This window comes from Lunatibacter salilacus, assembly GCF_009797935.1.
Classification (GTDB): domain Bacteria; phylum Bacteroidota; class Bacteroidia; order Cytophagales; family Cyclobacteriaceae; genus Lunatibacter; species Lunatibacter salilacus.
The window spans coordinates 32,055-49,237 of record NZ_VOLC01000015.1 but is presented as its reverse complement, the minus strand read 5'-3'; the positions used below and the strand labels follow the sequence as shown (position 1 = coordinate 49,237).

The following is a 17,183-nucleotide window of genomic DNA, read 5'->3' as shown; positions in this document are numbered from 1 at the left end:
ATAAAAGTAAGTTCATTCCCTGTACCTATTCAAATACGCACCCAAAAACCCAAAAGCATAATCGTCAATAACTGAAGTTATACCGTATAAATAGGCCCGTTTCAAGCCCCTTTAAATCTATTTTCTGTAGTACCGGCGTATTTGTCCCGACTGCTTGCCACGACTGACTATAAGAAGCTGCATGATACCGGGCTTCCAAGGCCATGCTGATGTATTCGGGAAAGAGGTATTCAAGTCCTACCTTTATGTTTCCGCCGTAGTTGTTCCCACGGAGATGTTCTCCTTCTATGTTACCAATCCCGTCTTCCACCTTCCTGGTAAAGCGGCTATCCAGGAAATACCTGCTGATACCTGCCCCTACATATCCATTCAGGTATTTGGGGATAAGGTCCCGGAAATTATAAACTATCCCGCCATAGACAGGAATGATAATTTGATCTATTCGCTCTGCAATCCGGAAATTCTCCCCCAGCGTGCCGTGGGACTCAACATTCCCCCGCCAATAACCCAACCGGGAATCGACTGCAAATCCCTTATATATACTGACTTCGGCTGAAATAGAAGGCAACAACCCGCCATATTGAAAATTGCCCGCGCCCGGATAGTTGAAAAGAAAAGCACGCTCGTCTGCTCCCGAGTAGGTTCGTTGCCAGTAAGACAGTCCCATACTTACCTGATTCATCTCTAATTGAGCAAAAAGGGGACTGCATCCAAAAAAAAGAAGCAGTCCCCAACAAATACATTTATTCGTCATGCAGATTATCTATCAACGGGTTAACCACCGGATCCCTGATTGTGGCAGTACACCTGAATGGCTTTTTCCAGAATTTCTTCCGCCAGCATAACGGCTTCGTCATAATGTTGCTTGACAGCGGCTATTCGGTCATCTCTCAATTTGGTTATACTTTGTATTTCAATTTCAAAGAAGACATAGTTATATGCAAGGCTGCTTAGATACCAGCCTGCCATTTGCCTACGGATATAGGTGGCATAAATCAACGCAAAAGTCAACAGATTTTCCTGTAGTTCGGTATCCCCGGCCAATACGGCCAGTCTTGCCGCATTTAGGATTCTATTGATCATTTCCTGGTGCTCGACCAGCTGTTCCATTAGCAGCATATGTACGAGTACATTTCGCTCGACCAACCTTTCTTCGGCTTCATAGGCTCTACGCAGGTAGTTGGCGTTGATTGCATCCTCCTGCTCCCGCAGCTGATGGGTAAGTTCGGCAAGCCTGTCCTGAAAAGCGCTATACGCCCTATCGGCACATATGGTGTACAGATCCGAGTCCATCCGCCGTAACCCTTCCTGACCCGTGCCATTTTTAGAAGACTCTATGCGGGCCAATATGTCTTCGATGGTGGTCAGCTCTCCGTATTCGGGTACTTCTGGGAGCGGCATTTCAAGATCGGGATGTTCAAACATATCGTTCAGAATTGCCTCCAACTGGGGATCAATGGCATTCTCCGGATTCATCAGATTCGTTAAAAAATCCATATCAATAAGTGAGAAAATATCCGGATCTAAACCCTTCTCTTTTAATTTATTGTTAAAATCCTCCAGTTGCTTTTTCGAGGCTTCGGAAATCGGCTTGCCGTCGTCGGAAAAAGCGATGATTTCCTGAAGCAAATTTCCAAGCACCGCCGGTGTGTCTATCGGTTCGTAGTCCGGATCGTCAATATCCGGGTCGGGGTCATCCAAGCCAGGAAGATCGCCTACCTCATCAAAGTCGTCGATCATCTGATCGTAGGGAGGGATAAGGTCCAACTCCTCCGGAGCGCAACGCACCATCAGGAGCAGGAGAGAAAGGGAGAAGATCAAAAGATTCCCTTTTTTTGCAGGTAAAATGTAGAGCTTTTTCATTGCAGGCTAGACGTTATAAAATGTATGGTTTTTATCGACGTGTTGCTAAATAATTCACCGCCTCTCCACTATTTAAAAAGCCACTGCTACGACCTGCTCTCCTCTTTTTATGCTAATTACGACACTATTTTCGGGAACTATTCTTATTAATATGTCTGTAAAAACACTGAAACCCATAAACTCATGATAAAAAAAGCCTATTAGGTCAAAAACAGTATTTGAATACCGAAGTTAAAAATAAAATGAAACAATTACCAAATTTTCCCTACATTTTAAAAAAAATAATTGGTTGAAAACCTTTTAATTGAGTTAGAAGTACATTTTATAGCAGGTGTAAGGGGAATGGGCAATGGGCAATAGGGAATCAGCTCGTGCAGCTCGTGGTAGTTTGCGGCTGCGATTTCGGATAAAGGGATTTTGCATGCTGGTCGTCTGAATATCAGACAAACCCCGTAGGGATGGCCGATTAGGGTTTCAAACCAGGGTCAAGAAACAACATCCCATAGCCCCGTTTTGGCCGCCACCATGTTAATCTTGTCCACAAATTCCCGCCAAAACCAATTGCTGGTTGGGCTACCGTCCTGTGTCGGATTTAACCAACTACATGGATGCCGTCATCCGGGGTTCGACTACGCTCACCCCTCACTAGCCTCGCAATTCTTAATTATTTTCAATTTATAATCCATCGAGTCAGTATTCCGTCATCCGAGAAAAGGCAAAACCGGACAGATTCGGGTTTTGGCGGAAAAGATTGGCTTCTTCAACCATCCCCGCTGCCAAAACAAAACCTAGCTTTTGTAATCAACAGGCAACCAAGATTACACCCCGGTGGGGCTGGGACACAATTTAAATCAAAAAACCAGGGATAATCAAGGAACAAAAATTCCAGAAGTGCCAGATTCAATTGCCCGTGGCTTTAGCCACGGTTAATAAATGACAGGCAGGCTCTCAGTTTTGGCCGCCACATACCCACCTTTTTAATATCAATGAATATCCAGTATCAATAAATATCATAAAACCTAAAAACCAATCGACCTATCAACATACCTAGGGATTTAGAGACTTGGTCAACCCATAACTAATCAACCGTAATTCTTTCAACCCATAACCAACCCAAGAGTATTAAAAACAATATAAAGAATTTACTTTAGCGTATTTTTAAAACTTTTTGCATAGCATAAACAGTAAAATCACAACTAATCCCTATATTTGTCTTGTTATGTAAAAGCGCAAAGTCATTCACGTAGTGTTTTTATTTATTTCATAGCTCCCATAGTAGTCTTTATGAAAGTAACAGCCTTCATAAACCTAGGTCCTAAACTTTGAAAAACTAATTCTTTTAGTTTAGTGTAAATTATAGTGTTTAAACTCAAATAAATAACTTTTATTGGTGTCTACAGCAAGTAAACTAGTTAACAAAATTAAGATAATTCCAAAATGGGTTATTTTTTTTATTGATGGCGCAATTCTGGCCGTTTCCGGCATAGCTGCGTTTTTTATTACGTCCAACTTTGACCTTGGTTATCTGGAGAGACAGGAAATTTGGCATGCGAGTTTGATCTATTCATTTCTGGGATTGATTGTCATGTATTTTACCAAGACCTATGAGGGTATCGTCAGGTATACGGCCATGAAAGACGGAATCAAACTGATAATCAGTACATTAATTTTGGGCGTTTTTATTTATTTGGCCAACGGTATATTGACATCGTATTTAGGAATGCGGGAGATTATGCCCCTTTCTGTTATTATCATATCCTCATACACATCCTTGGGGATTTTGATTATATACCGGTTAGTTGTAAAGGATTTGTTATACCGGTTTAACAATTCTCAAAAAGACAAAATAGTAAAACGCATTATAATTTTTGGTGCTGGAGAGGCCGGAGTTCTTACCTACAAAACCATTCGGAAAGATAGCCAAATCAATTATATTGTATGTGGCTTTTTAGATGATGACCCAAGCAAAAAAGGTAAATATATTGACGGGATAAAGGTTTTTGGTTCGTTGGATAAAATCGAAACGATTATCGCCCGCAACAGTCCTACCGACCTCATTATCTCCACCTTCAGCATCAGCCAAGAACGTAGGAAAGAGGTAATTGAAGCGTGTATTGAAAAGCAACTTCACGTATTTACGATTCCACCCGTTAACCAATGGGCAAGTGGGGTATTAAAATCCGATGAAATCCGCGAAGTCAACATTGAGGATCTGCTTGGAAGAAAAAGTATCAAACTCAGGAATGAAAAAGTAAACCAGGAAATGAGGGGTAGCGTGGTACTGGTATCTGGTGCTGCAGGATCCATTGGGAGTGAACTTGCTATACAAATAGCACGCGCCAAACCGGCAAAACTATTGCTTTTGGATAAGTCAGAATCCGCTTTGTATGATATTGAAAATCAACTTGGAAACTTAGGGTATAAGGTAGCAACTGAAGTGATTTTGGCGGATGTAAAAGAGAGAGAGACGATCTTTGAAATCTTTGAAACTTTTAGGCCGGAGTATGTTTTCCACGCTGCCGCCTATAAGCATGTTCCCATGATGGAAAAGTACCCCAAGGAAGCGTTGAAGTGCAATGTGTGGGGAACGAAAAACATGGCGGATGCAGCGTTAACGTATAATGCAAACAAGTTTGTTTTTGTTTCCACAGATAAAGCCGTAAATCCAACAAATGTAATGGGGGCATCTAAGCGACTGGCGGAAAAATATATTCAGTCGCTTCACCAATACCACGATAAACAACTACGTAATTCCAACCATACTTTATTCATTACTACCAGGTTTGGAAATGTGCTGGGGTCCAACGGATCTGTTATTCCTCTTTTCAAGGAACAGATTAAAATGGGAGGGCCTGTGACAGTCACCCACCCAGACATTACCCGCTATTTCATGACTATTCCCGAAGCCTGTGAGTTGGTATTGGAAGCAGGAATCATGGGGAAAGGCGGGGAAATATACGTATTTGACATGGGTCAACCCGTTAAAATCTATGACCTTGCGAAAAAAATGATTCAGCTAAGCGGGAAAAAGCTGAACGAGGAAATCTTTATTGAGTTTACCGGCCTAAGGGAAGGTGAAAAGATGGTTGAAGAATTGCTTAACAACACAGAAACTGTAAAAGCAACCCACCATGAGAAAATCAAAATTGCCGATTTTTCAAACGGTTACTATCCGGAAATCAATGCCGGAATCCAAGACTGCATGGCAGATATAGAAAACTGCTCCGAATGGGATTTGGTAAGCCGTATCAAAAAACTGGTACCGGAATTTATCAGCAATGCCTCCCGTTTCGTTAGTCTGGATAAAGAAATTAAGGAAAAAAATTTCTCCTAACATAGCCGTTAAATTTCAAATGCGCTGATAGGTCTTATCAAACTCTTGGAAGTAAACCTGATCCCTTAGACACTCCACTCCCCGACTAGGCGTAGTATGCAACTTAAGGGGAGGGCGATCGATGACGTCAAATAAGGTGATTTTTGCCAAACGATAGGTAGGCAGAGATATACGTGCACGGGTTTTGGCGGGAAGGACTGGCTTCTTCAACACTTCCAGCGGCCAAAACACAACCGAGATGATTTCACTTAACCTAGGGCTTCGCTCCGCTACACCCTAGGCTACTAAGATTACACCCCCCTGGGGCTGGGATATATTACTATAATCAACAATCATAAATCCCGTAGGGATGACCGATAGGGGTTTCAACCCGGTGGATAAAAATAAACATCCCGTTGCCCCGTTTTGGCCGCAGGAATGTCAATCCCCCCATATATTCCCGCCAAAACCCATAGATGGTTGGGATGCCATCTTTGCCTCGGAACCAACCCCGTTCGTCGTCATTTGCGATCCCGGTTTCGCAGGGAATTTGTCGTAGTCAGAAGTCCCCGCTCCGTCCCCCCACGAGGCCAGCGTCCACAAACCTACCCTGCAGCCTGGCTCAAGACTAAAAATGTCCTTAGGGACATTTTCTTAACGTCTTGCCCCCCATCGTTTTCTGGCAGGCCCACGCTCATCTTCAAATGAAAATTTTTTGATCGATGTAATTCTATAATTTTTTAATATCGAGTAATTCTTGACATTCAAGGATATTTCTATATTATTTCACCTTTTTAATATCTACAAATATCCAGTATCAATTAATATCAATTCCCCTATATTTCATTTCCAGTAGAAAATTATTTGTTTCGATGGCTCCGTAAAAAAAAGAAAGATCAGCCCGGCACCTACCAAGCTGATCCAACGTCTTTTTTTCCATTCCCGGAAAACTGTGATTCCTAAAAACAAAACCACCCAGAATGCCGGGTTTAAAAGCATACTATGGGCTATAAATCGCATGGAGTTATTTTAATATCCACAAATATCCAATATCAACTAATATCTAATATCCACCAATATCATTTTTCATATTTCGGCCGTAGGCCATACTTGCCTGTCCGGCAGGCAGGTTTCTGCCTTATTTCCACCATATTTCAATAGGTTAATACGCTCCTCAGGGTCTACGCTCCCGTCCGATCTTCAGAAGCACCCCATATTTCCACAACGTTCGAAAATTATTGATCAAATAAGCGTTTGATATTATCTATTAGGGCTTTACGGTAGTGTTCCTGAAGTCGTGAAATCACTTTTACTACCAATCTTTTCTCCACAACAAAAATTTTATGAAATAGGACCTGACTATCTTTATGTAGCGGAACGTCTAGCATTCCTAATTCCAGTCCAAAAGAAAACTCATCATTCCGAATTGATGAAGAAATCTGGGCAAGAATTACATCTTGGGTTTGGTTCACAAGTTCAGAAGAAATTACGATTGCTGGACGAACTTTTGACTGAATCCCATCGGAAAATGGAAACGGAACCAATACTATGTCTCCCTGCCTAAGAGTCATTTATTTAAAAAAGATTCCCAATAGGTGTCATCTTCATTTTCCCAGCCTTCAACCAACGACGGCTCAGCAAGGCGTAAGGCATGCTGCGTTAATTGAACATCTCCATCAAATTCCATTTCAGGATTTTCGACATTAATTTGCGTAGACGTAGATGCGTAACGTTTCCATTGACCTTGTTGGAATGAAGCGGAATAACTCTTATCTAAAGTTAATTTGGTGTATGCTATAACAGTTGTATTTTCCATTACTTATTGTTCATGATTTTTTGATATTCCTGGATTTTTTGATCCAATAATTCCTTTAGGCTTTCACAGGTTTTAATATCAATATATAATCCAAATTCATATTCTCTTACAATTCCTACTTTGGAATCCGGGGTAAGGGATTTCATTTCGCCTAAATCACCGTTGTCGGCCGCTTCAAAAACCATTCCTTTCGGAATAGCGTTCCTCTGAGCAAAAAAATTCAAATAGAAATACCCACTAGGGGTTATACCAAGACTTGCTCCGTCCGAAAAAACCTCTCTGTATTGATTGCTTTTTAGATTATGTATGGTTATTTCTCTTTTCTTTGCCATGAAATTCAGCCTTTCTAGACAAAGAAAAGCAATTCAAATCGGAGATCAAAATTTTTTTCATCATGCAGGAAATTCCTTTTCAAACTGACCATTATGGAACGTGGATGATGCTGATTTGTTCGAGTCAATCTCATTATAAACCAACCCCTCCGAACCCTGCCACGGCAACCGAAATGAATCATCCGGATGAACGAGAACCGTAAAATTACACGGAGCGGGAACGACCACAACCCCATGGGCTTCGAAGAGCTAATTCACACGACGGATGCGTATCGAGTAGGTCACGGAAAAATTTATCTTGAACAATATCTATCGGATTCATTAATCCTCCGCCTTGCAGATTCAAGAAATCCGGGCGGTGCGGTGGCAAAGGCAATTTGACGAGGAGTTTCAGACGGCAATTCTTAGTACGATGTATCAACTTAAAACTCCGAGGAGTTGGCCTATGCGCGGGGTGCGCACGGATTTGAAGATGCACAGCGGCGGGTTTTTTTGGTTACTCTTTTTTGATCCCGATACGCTACGCTGTTCGGGACAGGCTCTGCAGCGAAAAACAACAAAGCCAAATCTCTGCAACATGATGGGTCAAAAGTAGTAGTAAACGGTCAACGTTTTTTAGGCATGGTCAGAGTTGAACCCATAACTCATCACTCATAACCCAAAAAACAACCATCCCTACCACCTCATGAAAAACCATCTTCTAAAGCCCTAAAGATTCCGAACCCGGCCACTGCAACCGAAACGAATCATCCGGATGAACGAGATCTGTAAAATTACACGGAGCGGGAACCACCTCATTTCCCTGTGCCTCGAAGAGCCTCTTTGTTCCACGCATATGCATCGCCGACGTCACCGGAGATAATTCATGATAGAATACATGTATCGTAACAATATCTTCCGCCTTGCAGATTTTGGCGTTAAGAAATCCGGGCGGTGCGGTGGCAAAAGCAGAGGCATGTTTGACGAGGAGTTTCAGGCGGAAGTTTTTAGGCTGATATATCCACTGGAAACTCCGAGGAGTTGGCCTATGCGCGGGAAGGGCCCGAATTTTAGCCAAAAGATGCACAGCGGCGGGGTTTTTTTGGTTACTTTTTTTGACCACTGACTACGTCAGGGCAGGCCTGCAGCAAAAAAAGTGACAAAGTTAATAAAAGCTATCACCACCAAAACCTGAAAACCACGTTTAACTCTGCTAAATCCAGACTAGTATTCTTTAACCAAAAATTCAATACCCCAATAAAACCATCCCAACCACTTCATGAAAAACCATCCCCCAAAGCACCAACCCTTCCGAACTCGGCCACGGCATCCTAAAGGAATTATCAGGATGGCGTAGAGTAAAAAAATTACATGGCGCGGGTACCACCTCAATTCCCTGCGCTTCGAAAAGGCGCTTCGCGCGGCGCATATGCATCGCAGACGTCACCAAAATAACCTTACTATACTGCGGAAACTTCTCCTTAAAATGCACCGCCTCCTCATGGGTAGTCTTAGGCGTGGGTACTATATCCAGGTGGGTGGCGGGAACACCCAGTTCCCTAGCCGCGGCCACATAGACCTCGGCCTGGGACAGGTACCCGTCACGCCCCGCACTCGACATTATCAGGGTGGAGCCGGGACTCCGCTGCCAAACCCGAATCCCTTCCAACACCCGGAAGGTCGCACTTTTTCCAAGCTGATGGACGGGATGGATCCCTTCCTCCGGCGTACCTCCCGCACCCAATACCAAAATAGGGAGACCCTGCAGAGAATCATCCACCTCCAGCGAAGGAAACGCACGCTCCCAGTAGAAGATGATTTGTTTCGGAGGACCCGTAAAAAAAAGAAAGATCAGCCCGGCACCTACCAAACTGATCCAACGTCTTTTTTTCCATTCCCGGAATACTGTGATTCCTAAAAACAAAACTACCCAGAATGCAGGGTTTAAAAGCATACTATGGGCTATAAATCGCATAGAGTTTTTTTATGGCAGTGTTTAGCTTAGAAATTAGAATCAACCTGTATGACTGTTTTTACCTTTCGTACTTTTGGCTTGATCCAAAAGTACCAAAAGATCAAGCCAGAAAAAACTTCCCCCCACGAGGCCAACACCACAAACCTACCCTGCAGCCTGGCTCAAGACTAAAAATGTCCTTAGGGACATTTTCTTAACGTCTTGCCCCCCATCGTTTTCTGGCAGGCCCACGCTCATCTTCAAATGAAAATTTTTTGATCGATGTAATTCTATAATTTTTTAATATCGAGTAATTCTTGACATTCAAGGATATTTCTATATTATTTCACCTTTTTAATATCTACAAATATCCAGTATCAATTAATATCAATTCCCCTATATTTCATTTCCAATAGTAAATAATCTGTTTCGGTGGCTCCGTAAAAAAAAGAAAGATCAACCCGGTTCCCACCAAGCTGATCCAACGTCTTTTATGCCATTCCCGGTAAACAATGATTCCTAGAAACATTACTACCCAGAATGCAGGGTTTAAAAGCATGCAATGGGCTATAAATCGCATTTACAATATGGTTAATAATGCTGTCGCTGTCGCATAGTTTTTTGTGTGGGAAATACTGATTGAAAGCTGAAAGGAAATCAAATCGACCTCTGGGTGATGAATAACAACCTTGGGAAACCCCCGTAGATCTTTTGTAATTTCAATGTTCCATATATCCAACCCCAAAACCGGCGCAAAAGCCTTGATAACAGCTTCCTTGGCACACCAATACCCCGAAAGGGTCTGATCTATATGGGGAGCGGTTTTTGCGACATCAAGTTCTTGGGCAAAAAATAACCCCGACAATAGCCGGGGTTTTCGGTCCAGAATTCTACGAAATCGGACAACATCTTCTAAATCGGTCCCTACCAGACACCTCATTTCACAGTGGCAATAACTTTTTCCTTAAACCGGTAAAAAACCACCTCGTCATCCCCTACATTTTTGTCTAGTGTCATGCCAGCCATAATCTTATTGCGGGAACCTACTTGGATATTGGGAATAGTAGCGGAATTGATACCAAACAGATTTTCATCTCCAACTACCGTAAAGCCGGACAGGCATACATTGGGTGTCAAAAAGTTAAACGCACCCACCACGGTATCATGTCCTATGCTACATCGGCTATTGATGATAGTATGATCTCCAATACATGTATTAGGCCCTAAATTTACATGCGGAGCAATTACCACACCTTCTCCAATGACCGTAGTCCGTGAGATATTGGCTGAGGGATGGATAAAGGATAAAAAATGTCCTCCCCTGGCCAAAAAATCCAATGTAATATTTTTCCGATGTTTCAGATTGGCTATACCCATTAGGTAAGCGGTGTCTGATTGTACTTGGTGTTCCTGAATAGAACCAAGATAGGGGGCCGAAAAGGCATAGCGGGAATAACTCTCCGCATCATCATCTAAATAGCCCAAAATGGAATAGTTCACCTCTCCACTTACCGACTGATTGGCAACATAGATATAATCGTCCAACTCCGCCGCATGCCCTCCGGCACCGATGATAATTAGCGATATCGATTTTTTCATACTGCTATTTATTTCTTCCAAATTTAACTTTACCCTACTTTTACCTCGCCAAATATCCTCCGTCCACGACCATATTCGTCCCTGTCACCCACCGACTGGCATTTGATAATAAATAAACTGCCGCATGGGCAACATCCGAACCCTCTCCCAATCCCAATGGATGCTGATCTAAAACTTGCTGCAATGCAGCCTCATTGTTACGGTACAGGGATTTTTCGGAAAGGGGTGAATTGACTACGGATGGAGAAATGGCATTAAAGCGGATTTGCTTATCGGCATACTCCAATGCCAAACTTTTCACCAATCCAATCAAGGCTGATTTTGTCATTGCGTAAAGCGATTTCCCTTTCTCACCCACCTCACTCATCACTGAAGAAATCAACACCATACTCATTCCATCAGCAGATTTAATTCCAACTTTAGTTAGCAACTGCATAATTTGCACCGCTGAAAAAACATTAAGCTGAAAAGCTTCTTCCCATTGCTTGGGTTTCATTACTTTAAATGGAATAGTCGGTGACACTCCCGCCGCATGGACAAACCCATGAATAGGCGCATGTTCCTTCAAAAATATCAAAACCTCCCCAATAGCCTCCCCATCCCCCAAATCCAGCGATAGTGCTCCATGAACCTGATCAGATCCACAAAGATCAAGGGTCTCTTGCAACCGCTCTCTATCCCTCCCCAAAGCCAGAACCCTAGCTCCCTGCTTTGCGCACGCAACAGCACAAGCCCGACCGATTCCCGATGATGCTCCTGTAATGAGGATAGTCTTTCCTGTTAATGAAAAAGGGCTTGTTTGATGCATTGATTTCCTTGTTTATTTATAGTTAGTTGTGGAGTTGGCAATATGCAGTTGGCAGTTGGCAGGCTCCATTCGAGGTAATCCTGCCAACTGCAAACTGCCCCACTGCCAACTTTTCACCCACTGCCAACTTTTTCGCATACTTCCAACTAAGTACTAACCTCTGGGAACAAACTTCCCCGGATTCTTCATCATATGCCCCAACATCCTCCCAACTTCTTCGGCATCTTGAACAACCTGCTTGTGTTTTTCTGGATTGATATAGTTACAATGCAAAATCCAATGAAACGATTGTTTCTGTATTTTCCATATCTGCGTCACTCATTTTACTGGAAAAATGATTGGGATATTGACGCTTTCTATATCCCTCAGCAATCGCCCTACAAACCGACCTCGAAGACCGCCTTAACTGATCCGTAAGCGCAAACAATTCAGATTTGGGAAAACCTTTGGTCTGTTCAAAAACATCCATCGCCAAAGCAAAAGACTTCTTATAAACCACCAAATCCCTATAATCCATCTACCTAATTATTTTCGTGCGACTACTGCCAACTGCAACCTGCCCCACTGCCAACTCCTCTATACTTCCACCAAATCACTAATCCAGCAACCCTCAAAATCCATCACACAACTCGCCCACGACATCCCAACTCCAAAACCAGAAAGCAGCATTTTCGTGGACCCATCCATCTGTCCCTGCAACTGACTGACGATGGTCAATGGTATCGACACCGAAGAAGTATTCCCAAACTCCCGAATGCAACTAGGAACTTTTTCCAAAGGCAACTTCAACTTCTTCGCCAAATACCCGTTCATAAAGGCGTTGGCCTGATGAAAAACAAAGTAATCGATGGCATCTTTTTCAGTTTCCGCAGCGGTAAGAATTCGCTTAATGTCCGACGGTATCTCCTGAATAACAAAATTAAACACATCAGCCCCATTCATGGCTCCATGTTCATCCGTAGAGATATTCCCATGCTCATCCACCACCCGTTCCTGCACCGTTTCCGCCGAACTGGGATATCGATATCCACCTGCTTTTATCTTAATCAAATCCCCCCTGCTTCCATCGGAATTCAGCGAAAAGTAAGATTTTCCAAACTTGGGATTTTTTTCTATCAACGCAGCAACTCCCCCATCTCCAAAAAGAAAGGCAACCCTTCTATCTTTGGGATGGTAGACCCTTGAACGAGTCTCTCCGTCCAACAACAACGCCTTTCTAATCTGACCGGAATGTACCAACGAATAGACCACAGAAAGGGCATACACAAAAGCCGAACAACCGAGACTAAGGTCAAAGGCCATGGTCTGCTTAGACAAACCCAACCGATCCTGCAACAGCACCGAAGTAGCCGGCATGCGATAATCGGGCGTCTGAGAAACAAAGACCAACAGATCTATCTCCTCTTTATCAATAGTTAGGTCTGCAATCAACTTTTCCGCCGCCGCAAATACCAGGTCGGAGGCACACATGCCAGCAGGAGCAAAGCGTCTTTCCTCAATCCCCGTCTTATCCACGATCTCCGCTACATCTTCCGCAGCGAAAAACTCGGTATATTCCCGATTTCGGATAGTCTGAGCCGGAACGGCCGCCGCCATTCCCAATATTCCTACCTGATCAAAAGACAGCAATGCCATAACTATCCCTGCGCCTTTTTCACCTGATCCAGCAGTTCCTGCAAGGTGATAATTCCCTTTAATTCATCAGAGGTTACCGTCACCCCAAACTGATCATCCAACTCAGCGATTAGCGTCAATTGCGACAACGAATCCCACTCATTATACTCCTTAAAAGCATCTTCCATCTGCGGCTCCCGATCTTCAATCTCCAACGCCTCTTTTATCAAATCTAAAAATTTCTGATCCATGTTTTTTTTAGTTTATTATTTTACCAATATACGAATATATGTATGATTGGGTAATTTCCTCGCTAGTTTTAAGTTGGCAGTTACCGGTTGGCAGTTGGCAGGAGGAATTTCGTTACTCTACTAAATTTATCTCTTACGACATACTGCCAACCGCAGTACTGCGTACTGCCTACTTAATTTATCCGATTGCAACACTGCCTACTGCCCACTGCCAACTTTTTCCACAAATTCACCCCAAAATCGTCCGTATACACATAAATGCCTCAGCCCGATGAAACCCAACAGTAGCCCCTCTAAATTTCGCTAGCGACTCTATGGTTTCCAATGAACGGGTGCTTGGGAAAGCACGGACTTGACTTTTAAAACAGCTCATGGCCTCTTTTTTGAATTCCATCTCTTTTGTGATTTCGACAAAATGATTGGGAATAAAGGCATCATCGCCAAATGGAGCGGCCCATTCTGTTTCTGATAGGGTCTCGTAGGTGTAGATATTCTTTACTGTATAATCTCCAACTGGGCGGGCAGCTACCAATGCGGAATGAAAAACAACGCCATGGTCATGATGAATATCCCCCCGATGCGGCAGGTATAGCTCTTCAATACGCCATTCCTTTATTACTTTATTGATCTCAATAGAAATTGCTGCTCTGGAAGTCGTATCTAGCTCCGGCGCATGAAAATCAAAAAACTTTGTTTCCTTAACACCAAGAATCTGATGGGCATCTCTAGCTTCCTTTCTGACATTATCGATTTTGTGGTCAGCATATAACTTGGGAGTTCCCCGTGTGACCACCAAAACGTAAACTTCGTGTCCCTGTAAAGAAAACTTTTTCATTATTCCAGCGCAACCAAGAACTTCATCGTCTGGGTGGGGCGCTATGACAAGAATTTTTTTCATTTTAGAGTTAAGCATTTAGTTATTCTATTTAATTTAACGTCTGAAACAAAAGTAAAACCAGCTTTCTCAATGACCTTTAATGAGGGAAGATTACTTTCATGAGCAAAAATCCATATTTGATTTTTTGAATATAATTTCATAATTAACCTTAATGCCTCAAAATAAAGTCCCTGTCTACGAAAATTGTCAAATGTAAAACAAGGGCCGATCATGATATCTTCAGTTTCCATAAAAGGGAACCTAAAGCTTTTGTATGAGATGTATGAATAATGTGCTAAACTTGAGTTTTTAAAAAATTTCAAAATAAAAAAAGGACATCTAGAAAAAATTGTAAGGAAAAGGTTTTGTATTCTATTATCTTTTTCACTAAGAACATCATAAAATGATAAAGTTTGAAGACAAACTTCAAAGTCATCTATCTTTTCAGGTATAGAAAAGTTATTATTTCTAGACTCTGTAAATTTATAAAGTTTTAAATTAGCGTAAATCATTCAATTGCTTCAATATATATTCAAATTCGTGATTTCCATATCTTTGGTCAATTGGAATAGGAAGCATAAAACGGGATAAAAATCCTTCAAATTCATTAGAACCATTATGCCTCAATACATGATTCCACCAACGACCAGTATAAATATTTTTATTTTGAAGTTTCACCATTAAAGATTCGTCACGAATAACCAAAGGATAAACCATAGGAATAGCCTCATCGCTTTTTAATACCGAAAAATCAAATTCATTAAAATAACTAAAAAGATTATTTGCTAGATTGAAATTATTTTTTCTTTTGTTTTTAATTGATTTATAATCTATAGATTGCAATAATTTATGTGTAAGTTTTGACATGCTCATTATGTCAGAATTATCAATTCTTTTTTCATTTAACATCCTAGTTTCATAAGAATATGAGGAACCAACCTCAATTCTTTTAAACAAAAAAAGGGATGTTTCTGATGATTTATCCTCTTCGTACTTTATATCAATATTATTTTCACCAATTACATAGCACCCGTCAGGCACACCAAAGAATTTCCGGGTTGAATATACATTTAAAAAATTTGAATTATTAATGGGCTTGGTAAAAAAAGCTTGTGAGTTATCTACAATAACATTATTGAATCTTTTTCCGACAGTTAATAGTTTTTTATCAGAAAACAATCCAAAATAGTTTACGAGTAAAAAACAAGATGATTCTTGATTTTTCTCAACTAGAGGTAACAATTGATTATCAATATTATAATAGTTTACTCTTATTCCTTTAAAGTTTAAAAAATTAGAAACAGATGAACACATATAGTAAGGAATATGTATCTCATCCAGTCCAAATGATACAATTGCATGGTAAATTCCAGCTCTTGCTGAATTTAATCTTACAATATTTGACTGATTATAATATTCACCAAAATCAACCAAATCAAGTTCAAGAAAACTACCTATTTCCATTTTCCGTATTTTCTATTATAAAATCCCAATTATATCCCATGTTCATTAAATAGTCTAATATTGAAACATTAGATTGAAATTCTTCATTCCATAATTGTTTATAGTGAATTGGCGAAAATTTCGAATATGAAAGACCTAAGGAGCTCCTTTCAAAAAGTGATTCATCTTGATATACTTTAGCACCATGCCCTGACAAATATTGAGTACCTTTTAAAGCCAAACAAATATCAACAACCCTCTGTGTTTTCGCCGAATCAATGCCCAATGTAGATGATGAAATAATCTTTGTTTTAAAGTTAAATTTATCGCAAATGAATTTAATTGACGCTGTGCATAAATCAGCAATTGAGTCATCAACAGAGTAAATTATATCTGAGTAATCTTTAAAAATTAAATCGAAATAATCCGATTTTTTATAATTCATTTCAATTGTTTTAAGATGCTTTTTCCGCCAATCTATGGAATTATTTATAGATACATCTTTAATTACGTCACCATGATTGTATTTAACGGGAACTTTAAGTCTCAAACTTCCTTGAGGTGTTTTTATATAATGGTAATTTTGTAAACCTTCATTATTAAACTGAACATCATCTAATATTACAAAATAGTCAGATTCATGAATTTTATAAAAATACCCTAGCCAGGGAAAATAATTCGGCTGATGAATTGAAATAACCATAATTAGCTTTTACTATAGATATTATCTGTTTTAAAGAACATAAATACGGATGATAAAAACAATTTAAAATCGGTTTTAAATCCAAAATTTTCTACATATTCAACATCAATTGGTATATTAATGCCCCAATCATGCACTTCTCTACATCTAACTTGGGCAAGTCCGCTTATTCCCGGCTTAACGAAAAAACGCTTTTTTTCAAATTCCGAGTACTCATCATACACTTTTGGGTAATGTGAAAGAGGAGGTCTAGGTCCAATAAAGCTCATATCTCCGAGTAAAATGTTAATTATTTGTGGTAATTCATCTATACTAGTCTTTCTTATGAATCTCCCTACCTTTGTAATTCTCGGATCATTTTCATAAACTCCCGAAACTTCAATATTTAAATCTGTTCTCATGGACCTAAATTTAAATATTATAAATTCAGACCCGTTTCTTCCGAGTCTTTTTTGTAAAAAAAATACAGGACCCTTGGATTCTAATTTTATCGCAATTGCAACAAGAATAAATATTGGTATCAATATTAATAAAGCTATCAGGGCAATTAAAAAATCACCTACTGGCTTCCCTAAATTTTTATAAATCATTTTTTATTTTTTTAAAATAATTCAAATCATAATAAAATTAA

Annotated in this window: 22 protein-coding genes; 3 read left to right on the top strand and 19 right to left on the bottom strand. The window is 40.6% G+C overall.

Annotated elements, in window-relative coordinates:
• Window positions 1-64: 64 nt before the first annotated feature.
• Window positions 65-754 carry an outer membrane beta-barrel protein gene (locus tag FQ608_RS18915; protein ID WP_158860056.1) on the bottom strand — a complete coding sequence of 230 codons (690 nt, stop codon included), beginning with the start codon at window positions 752-754 and terminating at the stop codon, window positions 65-67.
• A gap of 20 nt (window positions 755-774) precedes the next feature.
• Window positions 775-1,863 (bottom strand): hypothetical protein, encoded by a 1,089-nt coding sequence (locus FQ608_RS18910; RefSeq protein ID WP_158860055.1) that lies wholly within the window; start codon window positions 1,861-1,863, stop codon window positions 775-777.
• Window positions 1,864-3,253: 1,390 nt separating this feature from the next.
• Here FQ608_RS18910 and FQ608_RS18905 point away from each other — a divergent pair.
• Complete coding sequence (locus tag FQ608_RS18905) at window positions 3,254-5,197, top strand: polysaccharide biosynthesis protein (RefSeq protein WP_234364276.1); 1,944 nt, start codon at window positions 3,254-3,256, stop codon at window positions 5,195-5,197.
• Between the two features lie 15 nt (window positions 5,198-5,212).
• Here FQ608_RS18905 and FQ608_RS18900 read toward each other — a convergent pair whose 3' ends face one another.
• Window positions 5,213-5,428 carry a hypothetical protein gene (locus FQ608_RS18900; protein ID WP_158860053.1) on the bottom strand — a complete coding sequence of 72 codons (216 nt, stop codon included), beginning with the start codon at window positions 5,426-5,428 and terminating at the stop codon, window positions 5,213-5,215.
• Window positions 5,429-5,546: 118 nt separating this feature from the next.
• Here FQ608_RS18900 and FQ608_RS18895 point away from each other — a divergent pair, with 118 nt between their 5' ends.
• On the top strand, window positions 5,547-5,735 hold the full coding sequence (locus FQ608_RS18895; RefSeq protein WP_158860052.1) for a hypothetical protein: 189 nt from the start codon (window positions 5,547-5,549) through the stop codon (window positions 5,733-5,735).
• A gap of 676 nt (window positions 5,736-6,411) precedes the next feature.
• Here the strand turns inward: FQ608_RS18895 and FQ608_RS18890 are convergent.
• Genes FQ608_RS18890 through FQ608_RS18880 form a run of 3 tightly spaced genes read right to left on the bottom strand, consistent with a single transcriptional unit; the run spans window position 6,412 to window position 7,324 of the window.
• Entirely contained in the window at window positions 6,412-6,747 is a 336-nt protein-coding gene (locus FQ608_RS18890; protein ID WP_158860051.1) for a type II toxin-antitoxin system PemK/MazF family toxin, read from the bottom strand.
• Entirely contained in the window at window positions 6,744-6,992 is a 249-nt protein-coding gene (locus tag FQ608_RS18885; RefSeq protein WP_158860050.1) for a hypothetical protein, read from the bottom strand. The genes FQ608_RS18890 and FQ608_RS18885 overlap by 4 nt, the downstream gene beginning before the upstream one ends.
• On the bottom strand, window positions 6,992-7,324 hold the full coding sequence (locus FQ608_RS18880; RefSeq protein ID WP_158860049.1) for a hypothetical protein: 333 nt from the start codon (window positions 7,322-7,324) through the stop codon (window positions 6,992-6,994). Before FQ608_RS18880 ends, FQ608_RS18885 begins: the two co-directional genes overlap by 1 nt.
• A 186-nt stretch (window positions 7,325-7,510) precedes the next feature.
• Between FQ608_RS18880 and FQ608_RS18875 the strand changes: the two genes are divergently transcribed.
• Window positions 7,511-7,705: a hypothetical protein gene (locus FQ608_RS18875; protein ID WP_158860048.1), complete on the top strand. Its 195-nt coding sequence runs from the start codon at window positions 7,511-7,513 to the stop codon at window positions 7,703-7,705.
• A 319-nt stretch (window positions 7,706-8,024) separates the two neighbouring features.
• On the opposite strand, the gene FQ608_RS18870 is transcribed toward FQ608_RS18875, so the two are convergent.
• From FQ608_RS18870 to FQ608_RS18810, 13 genes are all read right to left on the bottom strand, one after another.
• Window positions 8,025-8,390 (bottom strand): hypothetical protein, encoded by a 366-nt coding sequence (locus FQ608_RS18870; RefSeq protein WP_158860047.1) that lies wholly within the window; start codon window positions 8,388-8,390, stop codon window positions 8,025-8,027.
• Window positions 8,391-8,549: 159 nt separating this feature from the next.
• Window positions 8,550-9,278 carry a YdcF family protein gene (locus FQ608_RS18865; protein WP_158860046.1) on the bottom strand — a complete coding sequence of 243 codons (729 nt, stop codon included), beginning with the start codon at window positions 9,276-9,278 and terminating at the stop codon, window positions 8,550-8,552.
• 559 nt (window positions 9,279-9,837) lie between these two features.
• Window positions 9,838-10,197 carry a holo-ACP synthase gene (locus tag FQ608_RS18860; RefSeq protein ID WP_158860045.1) on the bottom strand — a complete coding sequence of 120 codons (360 nt, stop codon included), beginning with the start codon at window positions 10,195-10,197 and terminating at the stop codon, window positions 9,838-9,840.
• Window positions 10,194-10,856 carry an acetyltransferase gene (locus FQ608_RS18855; protein ID WP_158860044.1) on the bottom strand — a complete coding sequence of 221 codons (663 nt, stop codon included), beginning with the start codon at window positions 10,854-10,856 and terminating at the stop codon, window positions 10,194-10,196. The genes FQ608_RS18860 and FQ608_RS18855 overlap by 4 nt, the downstream gene beginning before the upstream one ends.
• A gap of 40 nt (window positions 10,857-10,896) precedes the next feature.
• Window positions 10,897-11,664, bottom strand: a complete 768-nt coding sequence (locus FQ608_RS18850) for an SDR family NAD(P)-dependent oxidoreductase (RefSeq protein WP_158860043.1) — start codon at window positions 11,662-11,664, stop codon at window positions 10,897-10,899.
• Window positions 11,665-11,926: 262 nt separating this feature from the next.
• On the bottom strand, window positions 11,927-12,181 hold the full coding sequence (locus FQ608_RS18845) for a four helix bundle protein (RefSeq protein WP_234364275.1): 255 nt from the start codon (window positions 12,179-12,181) through the stop codon (window positions 11,927-11,929).
• A gap of 59 nt (window positions 12,182-12,240) precedes the next feature.
• The gene (locus FQ608_RS18840) at window positions 12,241-13,299 is read right to left on the bottom strand and encodes a 3-oxoacyl-ACP synthase III family protein (protein ID WP_158860042.1); all 1,059 of its coding nucleotides are present in this window, start codon (window positions 13,297-13,299) and stop codon (window positions 12,241-12,243) included.
• A gap of 2 nt (window positions 13,300-13,301) precedes the next feature.
• Window positions 13,302-13,529 carry an acyl carrier protein gene (locus FQ608_RS18835; RefSeq protein WP_158860041.1) on the bottom strand — a complete coding sequence of 76 codons (228 nt, stop codon included), beginning with the start codon at window positions 13,527-13,529 and terminating at the stop codon, window positions 13,302-13,304.
• 229 nt (window positions 13,530-13,758) lie between these two features.
• Complete coding sequence (locus tag FQ608_RS18830) at window positions 13,759-14,427, bottom strand: PIG-L deacetylase family protein (RefSeq protein WP_158860040.1); 669 nt, start codon at window positions 14,425-14,427, stop codon at window positions 13,759-13,761.
• Window positions 14,424-14,639 carry a GNAT family N-acetyltransferase gene (locus tag FQ608_RS28100; RefSeq protein WP_394351674.1) on the bottom strand — a complete coding sequence of 72 codons (216 nt, stop codon included), beginning with the start codon at window positions 14,637-14,639 and terminating at the stop codon, window positions 14,424-14,426. The genes FQ608_RS18830 and FQ608_RS28100 overlap by 4 nt, the downstream gene beginning before the upstream one ends.
• Before the next feature lie 265 nt (window positions 14,640-14,904).
• Window positions 14,905-15,870, bottom strand: a complete 966-nt coding sequence (locus FQ608_RS18820) for a hypothetical protein (RefSeq protein WP_158860038.1) — start codon at window positions 15,868-15,870, stop codon at window positions 14,905-14,907.
• Entirely contained in the window at window positions 15,857-16,552 is a 696-nt protein-coding gene (locus FQ608_RS18815; RefSeq protein WP_158860037.1) for a WbqC family protein, read from the bottom strand. The genes FQ608_RS18820 and FQ608_RS18815 overlap by 14 nt, the downstream gene beginning before the upstream one ends.
• A 2-nt stretch (window positions 16,553-16,554) precedes the next feature.
• Window positions 16,555-17,142: a sugar transferase gene (locus tag FQ608_RS18810; protein WP_199856413.1), complete on the bottom strand. Its 588-nt coding sequence runs from the start codon at window positions 17,140-17,142 to the stop codon at window positions 16,555-16,557.
• Window positions 17,143-17,183 lie beyond the last annotated feature (41 nt).

Excerpts from the sequence above, each read along its gene's own strand:
- FQ608_RS18915 (WP_158860056.1), bottom strand. The coding sequence starts at position 754 with ATGACGAATAAATGTATTTGTTGGGGACTGCTTCTTTTTTTTGGATGC.
- FQ608_RS18910 (WP_158860055.1), bottom strand. The coding sequence starts at position 1,863 with ATGAAAAAGCTCTACATTTTACCTGCAAAAAAAGGGAATCTTTTGATC.
- FQ608_RS18895 (WP_158860052.1), top strand. The coding sequence starts at position 5,547 with ATGACCGATAGGGGTTTCAACCCGGTGGATAAAAATAAACATCCCGTT.
- FQ608_RS18890 (WP_158860051.1), bottom strand. The coding sequence starts at position 6,747 with ATGACTCTTAGGCAGGGAGACATAGTATTGGTTCCGTTTCCATTTTCC.
- FQ608_RS18885 (WP_158860050.1), bottom strand. The coding sequence starts at position 6,992 with ATGGAAAATACAACTGTTATAGCATACACCAAATTAACTTTAGATAAG.
- FQ608_RS18880 (WP_158860049.1), bottom strand. The coding sequence starts at position 7,324 with ATGGCAAAGAAAAGAGAAATAACCATACATAATCTAAAAAGCAATCAA.
- FQ608_RS18875 (WP_158860048.1), top strand. The coding sequence starts at position 7,511 with ATGAACGAGAACCGTAAAATTACACGGAGCGGGAACGACCACAACCCC.
- FQ608_RS18865 (WP_158860046.1), bottom strand. The coding sequence starts at position 9,278 with ATGCGATTTATAGCCCATAGTATGCTTTTAAACCCTGCATTCTGGGTA.
- FQ608_RS18860 (WP_158860045.1), bottom strand. The coding sequence starts at position 10,197 with ATGAGGTGTCTGGTAGGGACCGATTTAGAAGATGTTGTCCGATTTCGT.
- FQ608_RS18855 (WP_158860044.1), bottom strand. The coding sequence starts at position 10,856 with ATGAAAAAATCGATATCGCTAATTATCATCGGTGCCGGAGGGCATGCG.
- FQ608_RS18850 (WP_158860043.1), bottom strand. The coding sequence starts at position 11,664 with ATGCATCAAACAAGCCCTTTTTCATTAACAGGAAAGACTATCCTCATT.
- FQ608_RS18845 (WP_234364275.1), bottom strand. The coding sequence starts at position 12,181 with ATGGATTATAGGGATTTGGTGGTTTATAAGAAGTCTTTTGCTTTGGCG.
- FQ608_RS18840 (WP_158860042.1), bottom strand. The coding sequence starts at position 13,299 with ATGGCATTGCTGTCTTTTGATCAGGTAGGAATATTGGGAATGGCGGCG.
- FQ608_RS18835 (WP_158860041.1), bottom strand. The coding sequence starts at position 13,529 with ATGGATCAGAAATTTTTAGATTTGATAAAAGAGGCGTTGGAGATTGAA.
- FQ608_RS18830 (WP_158860040.1), bottom strand. The coding sequence starts at position 14,427 with ATGAAAAAAATTCTTGTCATAGCGCCCCACCCAGACGATGAAGTTCTT.
- FQ608_RS28100 (WP_394351674.1), bottom strand. The coding sequence starts at position 14,639 with ATGATCGGCCCTTGTTTTACATTTGACAATTTTCGTAGACAGGGACTT.
- FQ608_RS18820 (WP_158860038.1), bottom strand. The coding sequence starts at position 15,870 with ATGGAAATAGGTAGTTTTCTTGAACTTGATTTGGTTGATTTTGGTGAA.
- FQ608_RS18815 (WP_158860037.1), bottom strand. The coding sequence starts at position 16,552 with ATGGTTATTTCAATTCATCAGCCGAATTATTTTCCCTGGCTAGGGTAT.
- FQ608_RS18810 (WP_199856413.1), bottom strand. The coding sequence starts at position 17,142 with ATGATTTATAAAAATTTAGGGAAGCCAGTAGGTGATTTTTTAATTGCC.